The sequence below is a fragment of the Solitalea koreensis genome (assembly GCF_900182575.1).
Lineage (GTDB): Bacteria > Bacteroidota > Bacteroidia > Sphingobacteriales > Sphingobacteriaceae > Solitalea > Solitalea koreensis.
In genome coordinates, this window is sequence record NZ_FXSZ01000008.1 from 117740 (window position 1) to 132346 (window position 14607).

The 14607-nt window shown below is 36.9% G+C and carries 15 protein-coding genes and 1 riboswitch; of the genes, 1 reads left to right on the forward strand and 14 read right to left on the reverse strand.

What is annotated here, in order from left to right:
* Window positions 1-53: 53 nt before the first annotated feature.
* The 14 genes from FN756_RS12210 to FN756_RS12275 form a co-directional block, all read right to left on the reverse strand.
* The gene (locus tag FN756_RS12210) at window positions 54-539 is read right to left on the reverse strand and encodes an Mpo1 family 2-hydroxy fatty acid dioxygenase (RefSeq protein WP_142604388.1); all 486 of its coding nucleotides are present in this window, start codon (window positions 537-539) and stop codon (window positions 54-56) included.
* Window positions 540-708: 169 nt separating this feature from the next.
* The gene (gene rny, locus FN756_RS12215; RefSeq protein WP_142604389.1) at window positions 709-2262 is read right to left on the reverse strand and encodes a ribonuclease Y; all 1554 of its coding nucleotides are present in this window, start codon (window positions 2260-2262) and stop codon (window positions 709-711) included.
* 132 nt (window positions 2263-2394) lie between these two features.
* Window positions 2395-2688 (reverse strand): cell division protein ZapA, encoded by a 294-nt coding sequence (locus FN756_RS12220; protein WP_142604390.1) that lies wholly within the window; start codon window positions 2686-2688, stop codon window positions 2395-2397.
* A gap of 20 nt (window positions 2689-2708) precedes the next feature.
* Window positions 2709-2999: a hypothetical protein gene (locus FN756_RS12225; protein ID WP_142604391.1), complete on the reverse strand. Its 291-nt coding sequence runs from the start codon at window positions 2997-2999 to the stop codon at window positions 2709-2711.
* A 137-nt stretch (window positions 3000-3136) separates the two neighbouring features.
* Window positions 3137-5548: a phenylalanine--tRNA ligase subunit beta gene (pheT, locus tag FN756_RS12230; RefSeq protein WP_142604392.1), complete on the reverse strand. Its 2412-nt coding sequence runs from the start codon at window positions 5546-5548 to the stop codon at window positions 3137-3139.
* 85 nt (window positions 5549-5633) lie between these two features.
* Window positions 5634-6332, reverse strand: coding sequence for a RadC family protein (gene radC, locus FN756_RS12235; protein ID WP_142604393.1), 699 nt, complete (start codon window positions 6330-6332; stop codon window positions 5634-5636).
* Window positions 6333-6429: 97 nt separating this feature from the next.
* On the reverse strand, window positions 6430-7449 hold the full coding sequence (locus tag FN756_RS12240; protein WP_142604394.1) for a homoserine O-acetyltransferase family protein: 1020 nt from the start codon (window positions 7447-7449) through the stop codon (window positions 6430-6432).
* A 179-nt stretch (window positions 7450-7628) separates the two neighbouring features.
* A riboswitch (SAM riboswitch) is annotated at window positions 7629-7737 on the reverse strand.
* 147 nt (window positions 7738-7884) lie between these two features.
* The gene (dnaN, locus tag FN756_RS12245) at window positions 7885-9009 is read right to left on the reverse strand and encodes a DNA polymerase III subunit beta (protein WP_142604395.1); all 1125 of its coding nucleotides are present in this window, start codon (window positions 9007-9009) and stop codon (window positions 7885-7887) included.
* Window positions 9010-9123: 114 nt separating this feature from the next.
* A complete protein-coding gene (locus FN756_RS12250; RefSeq protein WP_142604396.1) occupies window positions 9124-9588 on the reverse strand; it encodes a hypothetical protein in 465 nt (154 codons plus the stop codon).
* Window positions 9589-9673: 85 nt separating this feature from the next.
* On the reverse strand, window positions 9674-11359 hold the full coding sequence (gene gldG / locus FN756_RS12255) for a gliding motility-associated ABC transporter substrate-binding protein GldG (protein WP_142604397.1): 1686 nt from the start codon (window positions 11357-11359) through the stop codon (window positions 9674-9676).
* 69 nt (window positions 11360-11428) lie between these two features.
* Window positions 11429-12157 (reverse strand): gliding motility-associated ABC transporter permease subunit GldF, encoded by a 729-nt coding sequence (gldF, locus tag FN756_RS12260; RefSeq protein ID WP_142604398.1) that lies wholly within the window; start codon window positions 12155-12157, stop codon window positions 11429-11431.
* Between the two features lie 131 nt (window positions 12158-12288).
* Window positions 12289-13188, reverse strand: coding sequence for a gliding motility-associated ABC transporter ATP-binding subunit GldA (gene gldA / locus FN756_RS12265; protein ID WP_142604399.1), 900 nt, complete (start codon window positions 13186-13188; stop codon window positions 12289-12291).
* Between the two features lie 94 nt (window positions 13189-13282).
* The gene (locus FN756_RS12270; protein WP_142604400.1) at window positions 13283-13591 is read right to left on the reverse strand and encodes a DUF2442 domain-containing protein; all 309 of its coding nucleotides are present in this window, start codon (window positions 13589-13591) and stop codon (window positions 13283-13285) included.
* A 6-nt stretch (window positions 13592-13597) separates the two neighbouring features.
* A complete protein-coding gene (locus FN756_RS12275; RefSeq protein WP_142604401.1) occupies window positions 13598-13858 on the reverse strand; it encodes a DUF4160 domain-containing protein in 261 nt (86 codons plus the stop codon).
* A gap of 400 nt (window positions 13859-14258) precedes the next feature.
* Here FN756_RS12275 and FN756_RS12280 point away from each other — a divergent pair, with 400 nt between their 5' ends.
* On the forward strand, window positions 14259-14525 hold the full coding sequence (locus FN756_RS12280) for a transposase (protein ID WP_142604402.1): 267 nt from the start codon (window positions 14259-14261) through the stop codon (window positions 14523-14525).
* Window positions 14526-14607 lie beyond the last annotated feature (82 nt).

Below are 14607 nucleotides of genomic sequence, written 5' to 3' on the forward strand. Positions count from 1 at the left end.
TGGTAACACTGCTGTTATTTTTAAGTTAACAACAGCAATCCAACAAACTGAAATTAATAGCGTATACCCAATTTCTTAAATATAAAGTGGATTAACCAGATTGGACCTATGAGCAAAAATTTTAAATCTTCAAGAAAGGACGGCTTTTTACCCTCTATTTTATGTCCAATAAATTGAAAAATCCAAGATACTACAAAAACGCCTAAGCAAATCCAGCGTAACATAACCATTCCGTAATTCATTTCTATATGTACAATCAGGTAAGACATCCCTCCGACTACCAAGAGCATGGCAATTGCCAAAGCAGGTGACAATTTATAGTAATAATACAATGAAAAGGCGATTACGAACGAAGCCCAATTTAAATAGGTTGAAAAAAAAGAAGGAACCGGAATACTCCAGATCAAACCAAGCAAACTAAACACAATACTGGGCACACATATCCAATGGATTAATTTGTTAGTGCCATTCTGGTGACTTTCAGCATACTTGTCAAAGTATAAGTCTACCTCCGAACGTTCAATATTATTAGTTGCCATGTATTTTATTATTGTTAAGGATTAAAAATTTAAAATTATCAAACACTGATGAATTACCAAAAATATAGACGGTATTAATCTTGTAAAGCCATTAACATAACAAAGGCTCCACAGTGGAGCCTTTGTTAAATCTATTCTTGATAAATCCTTGATTCTTGGATCTTGATTCTTATTTCGCGTACGCTACTGAACGGCTTTCTCTGATTACCGTTACTTTAATTTGTCCAGGATAAGTCATCTCCGTTTGAATACGATTAGAGAGATCAAAAGCTAATGTTTCAGCCTGTTGATCAGAAACTTTTTCGCAATCCACCACAACACGCAGTTCACGACCAGCTTGAATAGCGAAGGTTTTTTCCACACCTGGGTATGAAAGTGCTAAATCTTCAAGATCATGCAAACGCTTAATGTAACTTTCAACTACCTCACGGCGAGCACCTGGGCGAGCACCTGAAATAGCATCACAAACCTGAATAATTGGCGACAACATACTTGTCATTTCAATCTCATCATGGTGAGCACCAATAGCATTACAAACCTCAGGATGTTCCTTAAATTTCTCAGCTAATTGCATACCTAACAAAGCGTGAGGAGTATCAGGACTATCTTCTGGAACTTTACCAATATCATGAAGTAAACCAGCACGTTTTGCCAACTTCACATTTAAACCTAACTCAGCGGCCATAGTGGCGCAAAGATTAGCAACTTCACGTGAGTGTTGCAGTAAGTTTTGTCCGTAAGATGAACGATAACGCATACGCCCCACCATACGAATCAATTCGGGGTGTAGGCCATGTATGCCCAGATCTATTACTGTACGTTCACCAATCTCCACAATCTCATCTTCGAGTTGTTTCTTCGTTTTTCCAACCACTTCTTCAATACGTGCAGGGTGAATACGACCATCTGTCACCAAACGGTGTAATGATAAACGTGCAATTTCACGACGAACAGGATCGAAACAAGAAAGGATAATTGCTTCAGGAGTATCATCAACGATGATTTCTACACCAGTAGCTGCTTCAAGTGCACGAATGTTACGACCTTCCCTACCAATAATACGTCCTTTTACCTCATCACTTTCGATATTAAACACAGAAACCGTGTTTTCAATCGCCGATTCAGTTGCCGTACGTTGGATGGTTTGAATAACAATTTTCTTGGCTTCTTTAGCAGCAGTAAGTTTAGCATCTTCAATCACATCTTTAACGGAAGCCATTGCCTGTGATTTCGCCTCTTCTTTAAGCTGATTTATCAACTGGTCTTTAGCTTCCTGAGCCGACAAACCTGCAATTTTTTCAAGCTGTGTAACATGCTCATTTTTCAATTCATCTACTTCAATCTTTTTCTTTTCAACAACGTCTAATTGCTTATTCAGATTTTGTTTAACCGCATCAAGTTCTTGTTCTTTGCGGTTCACATTCTCTAACTTTTGATTAAGCGATTGTTCTTTTTGCTTGATTTGATTATCACGTTGAAGAGCGGCATTGTTCTTCTGATTAATCTCTTTTTCATGCTCAGCCTTCATTTGAAGGAATTTCTCCTTAGCCTCAAGTAATCTATCTTTTTTCAAGATTTCAGCTTGAGCTTCTGCATCTCTAAGAAATTGCTTTGCTTTATTTTTTGCCTGTATTTCTTGGGTGTTGAACATTTTCCTAAGCAGGAAACGGTCTATCCCGACACCTGCTACTAATGCAATTACTGCATATAAAATAATTTCCATTTTTCTCTCTAAATAAAAAACCGCTTCTAAAATTTATATAGTCAGTCTATTAAACTTGAATAAGCCTAACATTAATGATTTATATAAAATTTAACTGCGGTTAAATTTATTTGTTTGCTCTTAAATATCTTTTTATTGCTTTGCCAAAAAAGCATCAAGTAAATGGTCTAATTCCATGATTTTTTCGGTTATACCTTCATCAGGAATTAAATTCTTATTATCTAGTTTAAGCGCTGTTGTTGCATAATGCAAAACACACATTGATAATAAATCTTGTTTATCACGAACCTCATAATTCTGCGTTAGCGTTTTTATGCGTTCATTTATATCTTTGGCGGCTTTCCGTACAATTTCTTCCTCAGCCACATCCACTTTTAATGGATATACCCTATCGGCAATATTTATTTTAATGGAAATTACTCCCATTGAGCATTAAATCATTAAGGTTATTTATTCAAAAGCGCAATACACCTATCTATTTCCTTCGCAAAATCGTTAATTTTTTGTTTGATGTCAAGTGTCTTTTCGTTACTACCTGACAACGAACCTGCTAAACGTACAACTTTCAACTTCTCCTCTAACTCTTCGATGGTTTGATCTCTTTCCTCTGCCAGTTGCTTCATTTCATGAAAACTAGCTTTCAAACGAGCATTCTCGGCCTCCAACGATTCACAAACAGTAATGAGTCGCTCGACTTTAAGATGCAATCCATCCAATGATTTACCAAGAGAAGGCATTTTCAATTAATTTTAAATTCTAAATTATAAATGTTGAATATAAAATAAATACGAATTAGCTAAAACTACTCAATTCTTTATGAATTAAACAATAATTCATAATTCAACATTTAAAATTAAACATTTATTGTGATAAACTATTTTCTGATTTCCACTCCCAGTTTCTCAAAATTGGCAATCACTTTCTGCATTACACTATCAATTTGCTTATCAGTAAGCGTTTTCTCATCATCTTGAATAACAAAACTCAATGCATATGATTTTTTACCCTGAGGCAATTTATCTCCTTCGTACTTATCAAAAATATTAACCTCTTTTAATAATTTACGTTCCGTTTGGAAGGCAAGATCTCTCAATTGAGCAAAATTAACAGAGCTATCCAATAACATTGATAAATCACGGCGTACAGCAGGGAATTTAGCTACCTCTGTATAATCAACTTTATTATTCATTTGGGTTTTCAAAATGTAATCCCAGTTGAAATCAGCATAGAACACCGGTTTATCGATATCAAGTTTCTTAAGAATAGCTTTTGAAACGGAACCAAATTGAACAATTATATTTTTACCTTTTTTGTATGAAAGTCCTTCAGAAGTTTGATCATCTACGATTCGCTCAGAAGAGGCCACCTGAACATTCAATTTATTCAGAATCGCATCCACATATCCTTTGATTGCGTAATAATCAGCCATAGCGTTGGCCGCATTCCATTGCTCCGACTCCAAACGGCCGGTTACAAAAACAGCTAAACGAGCATTTTCTGCATAGCCATTCTCCGTTTTACGATACGTTATACCGAACTCGTATAATTTTAAATCTGCCTGACGACGATTTTGATTGTAGGCAACCGCTTCCAATCCGGAGAAAATCAACGATTGTCGCAACACATCCAAATCATTGCTTAAAGGATTCAAGATTACGACATTCTCATTCTGGTTAATATTAGCTGTAAGATGAGAATATGCTGATTTGGTCAAAGAATTCGACATGATTTCAGCAAATCCGTTTGCCGTTAAAAACTCAGCTATTGCATTTTGTAATTTCTCACGATCAGGTTTAACCGCATACGAAAGTGATGAATTCACTAATGCAGGAATCTCGATATTATTATATCCGTAGATACGAAGAATTTCTTCGACAATGTCCACTTCACGCGTTACATCCACCTTACTTGTAGGAACACTAACTTTAATCCCTAAGGCATCTTCACTTAAGATTTCAATTCCCAGGCCGGTTAAAATTGCTTTTATTTGTTCAGCAGCGATCTCTTTTCCAATTAAGCGTTTTACGTTTTTGTAAGAAACCTCAACTGCTGCATTCTTAATTTCAACCGGATAAATATCTATAACTTCAGAAGAAATGGTCCCTCCAGCAATTTCTTTAATCAACAAGGCAGCACGCTTCAATGCGAACACCGTTGCTGCCGGATCTGTTCCGCGTTCAAAGCGCCAAGACGCATCCGTTTTCAGTCCGTAACGCTTAGCTGATTTACGAATAGCAACTGAATTAAAGTAAGCTGATTCAAGGAAAACGTTTTTGGTTACGGCTGTTACGCCTGATTTGATACCTCCAAAAACTCCTGCAAGACATAAACCTTCAGTCTCATCACAAATCATCATATCGTCGGCTGACAGCTTACGCTCAATCCCATCTAAGGTAATAAAAGGAGTTCCTTCCGCTAATTTCTTAACAATTACTTTTCCTCCCTTAATTTGATCAGCATCAAAAGCATGTAACGGCTGACCTAATTCATGCAATACATAATTGGTTACATCCACTACGTTATTGATTGGCTTTTGACCAATGGCACGCAATTTATTCTGTAACCATTCAGGGGAATCAGCAACCGTAACATTATTAATGGAAACACCAGAGTAACGTGGTGCGTCTTCGGTGTCAATCACTTCTACACTAATTTTTGATTCATGGTTATCAACCTTAAAATCAGCAACTGATGGCAGGATCACATTTGATTGCAAGAAAGCAGCAATATCACGGGCAACCCCCACATGTGATGCGGCATCAACCCTGTTTGGAGTTAAACCAAGCACGAAACAATAATCATCTTCAATTTTGAAATACTCTTTAGCCAACATCCCAATCGGAGCGTCTTCGGGCAATACTATAATACCAGCATGCGAAGCACCTAATCCAATTTCATCTTCAGCACAAATCATCCCCTCGGAAACTTCACCACGAATTTTGGCTTTTTTAATTTCAAATGGTTCGCCTGAACTTGGGTAAACAGTTGTCCCCACCGTTGCCACAACAACCTTCTGTCCGGCAGCAACATTTGGCGCACCACAAACAATGTCAAGATCGTGACCGTTTCCAACATTCACCTTAGTAACACTCAGTTTATCAGCATTAGGATGTTTTTCACGAGAAGTTACATGTCCGATAACCAAGCCCTTTAAACCTCCGGCAACGGTTTGAATTTCTTCAAGACTCTCCACCTCTAAACCTACATTGGTAAGAATAGTTGAAATCTGTTCAGGACTAAGATCAGTTTTGATGTATTGTTTAAGCCAATTATATGATATTTTCATTCGTGCTATGAATTGTTAAGGGAAATGAATGCGTTTTTCAACAAATGGCAAAAGTAGTTAGATTTTTGGAGAAAATCCGTGTAATCTAAATCAAACCTTCATCAGCAAAACTGAAAAAACCATTATCCGTAATGATTAGGTGATCAAGAACGACAATGTCTAAATAACTTCCGGCCTCTTTAAGTTTAGCGGTGAGTTTTATATCTTCCTGGCTAGGCCTTAGGTTGCCAGATGGGTGATTATGGCAAAGAATAATACCCGAGGCCATGTTATCGATTGCTTTTTTGAAGATAATTTTAGGATCGGCCACTGTTCCGGCCATTCCTCCGGTACTTATATCTTCTTTTCCCATGATTCGGTTTGCCCGATTCAACAAAATAATTTTGAATTCTTCGTGTTGTTTATCGGCAAAATGAGCGTAGATGTACAGTTGGGCATCGGCACTGCATGTAAGTTGAGGATTGGATTCACGTGGATGCTCCTTTCTTCGACGACCGAGTTCTAAGGCTGCGACAATGGAAATGGCTTTCGCCTCCCCTATTCCGGGAACTTTCATAAGTTCTTTCACGGAGGCAAGGGCAAGCTTATTGAGATCGTTTTTATAAAGATCAAGAATATATTTACTCAACTCCACTGCACTCATTTTTCTACTGCCTGATCCAATTAAAATAGCAATCAACTCAGCATCACTAAGTGCTTGCCGCCCTTTTAACATTAGCTTTTCACGCGGACGATCATCTTCAGCCCAGGCCGTAATAGGCAGGTTCTTTTCGTAACTTTTCATTTTTTATAGATAGATTAATGAAAAGATACGAGAATAAAAACAAAATAATTATATACGTTTTCCCCTTTTTTCTTTGATTCTTTGTTCTTTGATCTACCTAAACCTGAACTGTATAAAAATTGTGAATTACATTGGTGAGTTGTTGGTCTTCAATTAAGAATCCATCGTGTCCAAAAAACGAATCGATTTCAATGTACTCAGCACCGGAAATATGTTCGGCTAAAAACTTTTGTTCAGCCGGAGGAAATAATAGGTCTGAACTAATTCCGATCACTAATGTTTTGGATTCAATTTTACTTAAGGCAACTTCCACTCTTCCTTTTCCTCTGCCTACATTATGCGAGTCCATTGTTTTTGAAAGTGACCAATACGAAAAGGCATTAAATCGATTCACCAATTTATCTCCTTGGTAAGACTGGTATGAACTTACTTTGAAATTATCCGTTTTGTTTATATCAATTTCCGACTGTGTTTGGTTATAAGCATCATAATGACGATAACTCAGCAAAGCCATTGAACGTGCTGCTTTCATTCCTGCCAATCCAGCTTCTGCATTATTTTCTTTCCATGTTGAATCAGCTGCAATAGCTAAACGCTGACTTTCATTAAATCCAATTCCCCATGGCGAATGTTGTGCATTAGTAGCAATGAGAATCAGGTTATCAATCAATGAGGGTTGTAAAATAGCCCATTCCATAGCTTGTTGTCCACCCAATGACCCACCTATAGCGGTATGAATGTGTTCAATACCTAAATGCGTACGTAATAACTCATGTGCATTTACCATATCACGAATGGTAATGGCCGGAAATCCATGAAAATAAGTCTGTTGTGTAGTGGGATTTACAGATAGCGGACCGGTAGTTCCGTAGCAAGAACCCAACACGTTAGCACAAATAATGTAATAATGTTCCGGATCATACAATTTACCCTTACCAACAATTCCGCTCCACCAATCAAACACATCAGAATTGGCTGTTAGTGCATGACAAACCCAAACCACATTATTTTTTAACGGATCAAAAGTTCCGGCACTATGGTATGCGATTTCAAGCTCAGGCAATACAACTCCCGACTCTAACTTAAAAGGTTGATTGTATGAAAATTTATTGATCATTTATCTATGTTATGCTCGCTCTGCTCTGCAACAGAAGGTTATTAAATATAAATTATCCGTACTATATCCTGTTTCATTGAAATACAGCTACAACATGAATAAGACCTGCTCCTAAAGTTAGTCTTACACATTTGTTACTACCTGAAATTGGATGTTGTTTTGTATTCATGACCCTGTAATTTTTATATCTCCCCAAACCTGTTGGTTTGGAGCAGGAATTGGCACCTTTCCTTTCGGGGGTTGCCAGAGGGTCAATGAGCCTGTTCTCTCGCCTCTTCTGTATAAGAATTACGGTTACTTAGAAGATTCTAAGGAGGTAATTCGTTCTGGATGCAAATATAGTATTCGAAAAATAAAATGCAAAAACATAATCGCCTGTAAATTAACAAACAACGGAAGTTTTTTTTTCTCTTCCGTTGTTTGTTAGCCTACAACTTATGCGTATGTGTTCAACATAACCGGCATAACCAGCATAAGTACATCTTCACTTTCGTCTTGCTGACTTGGGAACAAAATACCGGCACGGTTTGGTGTTGACATTTCTAACATTACTTCATTGGTATCCAAATTATTCAACATTTCAATTAAGAAACGTGCATTGAAACCAATTTCCATATCTTCACCATCATACTGACAGGTTAAACGCTCGTACGCTTCATTGGCGAAATCCAAATCTTCAGAAGAAATATTTAATTCGCTTCCTTGAATTTTCAAACGAACCTGATGAGTAGTTTTATTTGCATAGATAACTACACGTTTTAAAGAACTCAACAACTGACCACGATCAATCGTTAAGCGGTTAGGATTATTTTGAGGTATTACTGCTTCGTAATCAGGATAGCGCTCATCGATCAAACGACAAATCAAACTAACCGTATTAAATTTAAAAAATGCACTGGTAGAGTTGTAATCAATTTGAACTGACACATCTTCTGAAGGTAATGAACTCTTTAATAAATTCAACGCTTTTTTAGGAATAATAAAAGAAGCTGCATTTTCTGCTTTAATATCGTTTCTACGGTAACGTACCAATTTATGAGCATCGGTAGCCACAAATGTTACGCTAGCAGGTGAAAGCTGACAGAAAACTCCGGTCATTGCCGGACGAAGTTCATCATTTGAAACTGCAAACAATGTTTTGCTAATTGCTTCAGCCAAAACCGATGCCGACATGATGAACGAATTAGCATTTTCTACGACAGGAATCTTTGGAAAATCATCACCATTCTCTCCTGAAAGTTTGTATTTACCATCACCTGCATTTATTTCAACTGCAAATGTGTTGTTATCAATTGTAAAAGTAACAGGTTGCTCAGGCAAGGTTTTCAAGGTATCCAACAAAATGCGTGAAGGAATAGCAATTTTGCCGTTTTCTTTTGCTTCAACCTGTAAGCTGGTTGTCATTGAAGTTTGAAGATCAGTTGCTGAAACCGTTAAAACACCGTTATTGATCTCAAAAAGAAAATTTTCAAGGATTGGCAACACTGTATTGCTGCTCAACGCCCCGCTAATAGCTTGTAATTGTTTAAGTAATGTACTGGTGGATACAATAAATTTCATAATTATCCATGGGTTTAAGTGGCTAAAATAATTTTAAAGTTCCACAAATGGAAAAGAAAAAATTATAGTAGCAATAAAATAACATTAAGGTCAATGGTTGCAAATCAAATTACCTTACGAAACCAGCTTAAGAACCGTTTCTTTAAATATATATATCATAGCCGACCAAAATGCGATTGAAACCATAAAATAAAGCAGAATTTTCGTTTTGTTGTGGTAATACCTTGTTGCCAATAAACACCCAAAAGGAATAGTGATTAATACAGGGGATAAAATAGCTATTCCTGGTAAACCGTACACATTTCGGAGCTTTACTACGAAACGACGATACTTTATAGTCTTGAGTTTTTTATTTGGAGAAGAAGACCTTGATAACGTTAACCTAAACTTAGCAATACTTTTGTAAAGCATATCACCAGCAAAAATAAAAGTTACAGAACCTACAAATCCTGCAAGTAGTCCAAAGCCCATTGATTGCCAAAAATTATAGTCATTCATGGCAATAAAAACCGGATAAAAGAAAAAAAACTTTAAGGCTGACAACAATAGAAAACCGATAAATTCAAGTATTGCTGCCATGGTTTTGAGATCAAAGATCAAAGATAAACGATAAAAATATAGACATTGTCCTTATTCTTGGATCTTTATTCTTTGATCTAAATTATTACTTGGAGTACTTTTTTCTACGATAATAATGGTGCAGAATACCAAACAAAATTATTGCCAGAACAGGCATTAAGGTGTTTATCAATTGCCATTTTATCTTTTCAGTTATAATACGCTGTTTATCTAACAAACGAATCTTTACCTCTTTGGTTCGAAGTGTCAGCAAGCCTGAATCATCTGTTAAATAATCAATACAGTTTTCAACAAATAACTTATTACCAAAGGTTTGCTGCGTATATTTATCAAATCCGAGTGGGAACACCGTTTTGTCCAGGGCAGATATTTCATTACGAATTATATCACCATCCGAGATTACGATCATTCTACTTTCCTGCTCTCCTTGTGAAAATGGCACACTTTGATCGACTCCTTCAATTGTACGGCCTGCAAATACTGATTTAAATTTACCTTCCAGCACCACAGCAACCGCCTGCGGACCTGCATTAAATTTCTTAGGATCCGATTCATCTTCTATGATGCTTAGTGATAACATCGTTGGAGCGGCGATTTTGCGGGTATAAGGAGAAGTACTCAGTAGCACTTCTTTATGAATGCCTTTATTAGCAATTGTATCAATAGAATTGACAAACTGAGTGCGAACAGGATCAAGATTTCGAACAATAGGATTATTGGTTTGCGCCATCAACAATGGATAATAAACCCAAGGCAATAACTCTTGTTGCGCTTGCTGACCGGATCCAATCATAACCGGAATTCGGGCGGAGTAGGCATCTTGCAATAAATCATAATTAATCCTAACGCCGTAACGGAATAACTGATCATCCAGATTTAACTCTTTAGGATAAGCTAATGCTGATCCACGGTTACGAATGCTATCTGTTTCTGCATTAACTTGATCGATCAACCAAAGCAAGCGTCCTCCATGCATCAGGAACTGATCAAGTTTATATTTTTCAGCTTCTTCAAAGTGCATGGAAGGTTTAGCAATAACTACCGTTTTAAACTTTATCAGATCGGCGAGTTTAACAACGTTCATATCTACCCTACGTAATTCGTATGATTGAGACAAAGTATGTCCGATATCAGCCAGTTCACGATCATTTAACTCACCATGGCCAAGCAAAAAACCGACAAGGGGTTTATTTTTTTCACTTAATTTTTTAATGGTACTGGCAAACTGGTATTCCATATTTTCAATAGAAGCATTAATAACTTCTTCCTGACTTCCGGCGCCCCACTTGCTTTGATTTTGCAATAATTGAACAGGCAATTGTTTTCCGTTAAGATTAACCAACGCTCCGGGAACGATTAACTTTTGCGTTTTGACTTGTTCTGTTTTTACCATGAGGTTAGTTGGTTGCAAACCAGCCTTGGTTAGTTTATCCAATAAAGCATTTTGTTGTTCAGAAGTACTTCCGATAAAGGGATCAATGAAATTATAGGAAAGATTTCCATTAGCATAAGCCTTCATCTCATCCAACATTTCGCAGGTTGAGTTTTTTAAATGTTTGAAGTTGGCAGGAAAATCCCCATCCAAATAAACATTAACCACAACCTCATGATCGAGATTTGCTAAAATATCTTTAGTGCCATTTGATAAGGTATAACGCTTTTCTTTAGTAAAATCGAAACGTGTAAAGTATAGTCCTGCAAGAAAATTAACCGCCAAAACTGCGGCAATTACTATGAAAAACTGAATTATAGAGTTTTTTTTATTATTCATTAGTTAAAGGTGATTACACCGATTGTTATTGAATTACACCGACATTAAAATCAATTACAATGATTCCATTTACCATTTCCTTATTGAAAGCACCATTTTAGTAGCAGCCAGAAACAAAGCAGCAAAACTTAAAAAGTAGATTAAATCACGGGTATCAAGCACTCCACGACTGATCGATTGATAATGAGCACTGATTCCAAGACTTATTAATAAGGAATCAATTTTACCTAAAAATGCTATTGAACTGATCGATTCAAATCCGGCAAAACAGAAAAAACAAAGAAAAACAGCCAACACAAATGCTACGATCTGGTTGGTTGTAAGTGATGAAGTAAAAATGCCAATCGAAGTAAAAGCAGCTCCTAATAATAACAAACCAATGTAAGATCCGATTACAGCTCCGGAATCAATATTACCAGGGGTTGAACCCAATTGATACACGCTAAAATAATAAATAACGGTTGGTACCAAAGCTAAAATGACCAATAACAAGCCGGCGAAGAATTTCCCGATGACAATTTGCCAATCGGTTAATGGGCTTGTAGCCAGGGTTTCAAACGTTCCTTCCTTTTTTTCCTCAGCAAATGAACGCATGGTAATTGCCGGAATTAAGAACATAAAAACGTAAGGTGCAATATAGAATAGCTGATCAAGTGTGGCATATCCATTATCAAGTATGCTTGAATCAGGGAAAACCCAAAGAAACAATCCTGTAATTACTAAAAAAAACACGATGGTTACATAGGCAACCATTGAACTTAAAAAACCTGCTATCTCTTTTTTGAGTATGGTGTACATTATTGGTTGTTAGGTTAATGAGTTATTAGTATTTTATTAGGTCGTATTTATTAAGTCATGCTGAGCGAAGTCGAAGCATTGTGCACTCTAACCTTCCACTCCGCTCAGGCTGACGAATCATACCTAATAACTCATTTTGTCAAACTTCTAAAAATATCTTCTAATGAATTTTCTTCTTGTCTTGAACTCAGCAAGGCCAGATCATTCGCTTTGGCAAATTCAAAAATGCGGCCTCTTATGTCTTCAGTAGCTGTCACCTTATAGTTGTTACCTGTAATTAATTCAGCTCCAATTACTCCTTCAACAGTTAGTAACTGGTCATTTAAAACTTCTTTGTCGAACTCAAAAAGATAGATTTTACTTCCGGAGGTAAGCATTTTCAAATTAGATGTATCATCATTGGCTACAATTTTTCCTTTATTGATGATGATGACGCGGTCGCAAATGGCTTCTACCTCTTGCATAATATGGGTAGATAGAATAACCGTTTTCTCCCGGCCAATTTCTTTGATCAGGCTGCGAATTTCAACCAGTTGATTCGGATCCAAACCTGAAGTAGGTTCATCCAAAATCAGCACTTTCGGATCATGTAAAATAGCCTGAGCTAAACCCACACGCTGACGATACCCTTTTGAAAGTTGACTGATCTTTTTATGTTGCTCCCTGCCTAAGCCGGTTAGTTCAATTACTTCAGCAATACGTTTATTGATATTTTGGATTTTATGCAGATCAGCAGAAAAAGCTAAAGACTCCTTTACATACATTTCCAAATACAAGGGATTATGCTCTGGCAAGTAGCCAATTTGTTTGCGAACATCCAGTGATTGACTCACGATATTAAAGCCGCAAACCGAAGCCGACCCTGAACTTGGAGGAATATAACCGGTAAGCATTTTCATAGTGGTTGATTTCCCTGCTCCATTCGGACCAAGAAAGCCAACTATTTTACCGGGTTGCGCCTCGAATGAGATGGTGTCCACGGCGGTTTGATGATCGTATTTTTTGGTTAATTGTTCAACGAGTACCGACATATAGATTGACTGAACTAGTGAATGACAGAATTATTTCCATCTTCAAAAATTCACAGCGAAAGTAATAATTTGGAGGAATTAAATAGATGGGAATTTAAATAGATGGATCATAATCGGAAGGTGGCTCTGCAACTTGATTTATAGAACCATTTTGCTCGTATTTATCAAAATTACGGGCATACTCAGGACAAAAATCGTAGCCATTGGGCCAAACCAAACCACTGCCATCTTCAATAATTGATACCTGAGCAAAAAAATCAGGATCAGCAAGAGCCTTACTCATTGGCCCCTTGCTAATTTTACTACTAAAGTCGATAATTTTTTTAACTCGGTCATCAAACTCTATTTCTAGACGAAAATTGTCTAGAACCTTAATAGAAATGATGTCATATATTTTACTCATGATGACTTATTCTAATGGTTGAATTTTATTAGCCGGAATTTCATTTTGCAAGTTATTCCAGTTAATCATTAATTCTTCTTTATGAAGTGATGCCCATTCAAGTACAAATTGATTTGCTCTATTGGGTAATTCACCCACCAAAACTTCTAATGTTCGTATATCATATTCTGCCTTATATTCCCCATAAATCACATGAAAATGCGGAGGATTATGATCATCAAAGAACATTCGAATAATAATTCCATAAAACCGACTAATCTCAGGCATGTGTTTCATTGTAGCTAACAACAAAGTTACAGACAATTAGTTGCATACTGACCTTCGCAACAATGAGATTCAGTTTATCTCATATAAATATAAACGAAAGCTTATTTTAAGAAATATTCCTTCTAATACCGACATAGATTCATGGTGGAATGTTTGAAAGATGCAATGGATAAGAATTTCTATAAAACTGAATCCAAATCCTGAATTATAAAATCAGTTTCAGGATTGTAGAAAACTGTACGTTGTTTTATTCCTCTTTCAACTACTGCTTCTATTTTTCCATACTTTTTTTTAACCTCATATGTGAGCTTCCCCCAAGTTGGACCAATTAAAAGTAGAATTCTCCCCGCAGCGCAGCGAGGGGATTTCCTGAAAAGGAATTAACTTTGAATTGGCAACTATGAAAAAGACCAGATTTACAGAAAAACAGATTGTTAAGGCAATCAAAGAACACGAGAATGGCAGAACCACCCAAGAGATCTGTCGGGAACTCGGCATCAGCACGGCCGCTTTTTATAAATGGAAGCAGCGTTACGGAGGATTGGAGGCCAGTGAATTGAAACGTCTCAAAGAATTGGAGGAAGAAAACAGTCGCCTGAAACGCATGTTTGCCGACCTCAGCTTGACCCATGAGGCGCTGAAAGACGCCATTGGAAAAAAGCTTTAACGCCTGATCAAAAGAAAACAGTAGTTGAACACATGATTGTTGTGCATGGCATCAGTCAGCGTCAGGCGTGCAAAACCATGCA

What these genes read in the sequence shown, in the direction of transcription:
- FN756_RS12210 (WP_142604388.1), bottom strand. Translation starts at nt 539, where the DNA reads ATGGCAACTAATAATATTGAACGTTCGGAGGTAGACTTATACTTTGAC.
- rny (WP_142604389.1), bottom strand. Translation starts at nt 2,262, where the DNA reads ATGGAAATTATTTTATATGCAGTAATTGCATTAGTAGCAGGTGTCGGG.
- FN756_RS12220 (WP_142604390.1), bottom strand. Translation starts at nt 2,688, where the DNA reads ATGGGAGTAATTTCCATTAAAATAAATATTGCCGATAGGGTATATCCA.
- FN756_RS12225 (WP_142604391.1), bottom strand. Translation starts at nt 2,999, where the DNA reads ATGCCTTCTCTTGGTAAATCATTGGATGGATTGCATCTTAAAGTCGAG.
- pheT (WP_142604392.1), bottom strand. Translation starts at nt 5,548, where the DNA reads ATGAAAATATCATATAATTGGCTTAAACAATACATCAAAACTGATCTT.
- radC (WP_142604393.1), bottom strand. Translation starts at nt 6,332, where the DNA reads ATGAAAAGTTACGAAAAGAACCTGCCTATTACGGCCTGGGCTGAAGAT.
- FN756_RS12240 (WP_142604394.1), bottom strand. Translation starts at nt 7,449, where the DNA reads ATGATCAATAAATTTTCATACAATCAACCTTTTAAGTTAGAGTCGGGA.
- dnaN (WP_142604395.1), bottom strand. Translation starts at nt 9,009, where the DNA reads ATGAAATTTATTGTATCCACCAGTACATTACTTAAACAATTACAAGCT.
- FN756_RS12250 (WP_142604396.1), bottom strand. Translation starts at nt 9,588, where the DNA reads ATGGCAGCAATACTTGAATTTATCGGTTTTCTATTGTTGTCAGCCTTA.
- gldG (WP_142604397.1), bottom strand. Translation starts at nt 11,359, where the DNA reads ATGAATAATAAAAAAAACTCTATAATTCAGTTTTTCATAGTAATTGCC.
- gldF (WP_142604398.1), bottom strand. Translation starts at nt 12,157, where the DNA reads ATGTACACCATACTCAAAAAAGAGATAGCAGGTTTTTTAAGTTCAATG.
- gldA (WP_142604399.1), bottom strand. Translation starts at nt 13,188, where the DNA reads ATGTCGGTACTCGTTGAACAATTAACCAAAAAATACGATCATCAAACC.
- FN756_RS12270 (WP_142604400.1), bottom strand. Translation starts at nt 13,591, where the DNA reads ATGAGTAAAATATATGACATCATTTCTATTAAGGTTCTAGACAATTTT.
- FN756_RS12275 (WP_142604401.1), bottom strand. Translation starts at nt 13,858, where the DNA reads ATGCCTGAGATTAGTCGGTTTTATGGAATTATTATTCGAATGTTCTTT.
- FN756_RS12280 (WP_142604402.1), top strand. Translation starts at nt 14,259, where the DNA reads ATGAAAAAGACCAGATTTACAGAAAAACAGATTGTTAAGGCAATCAAA.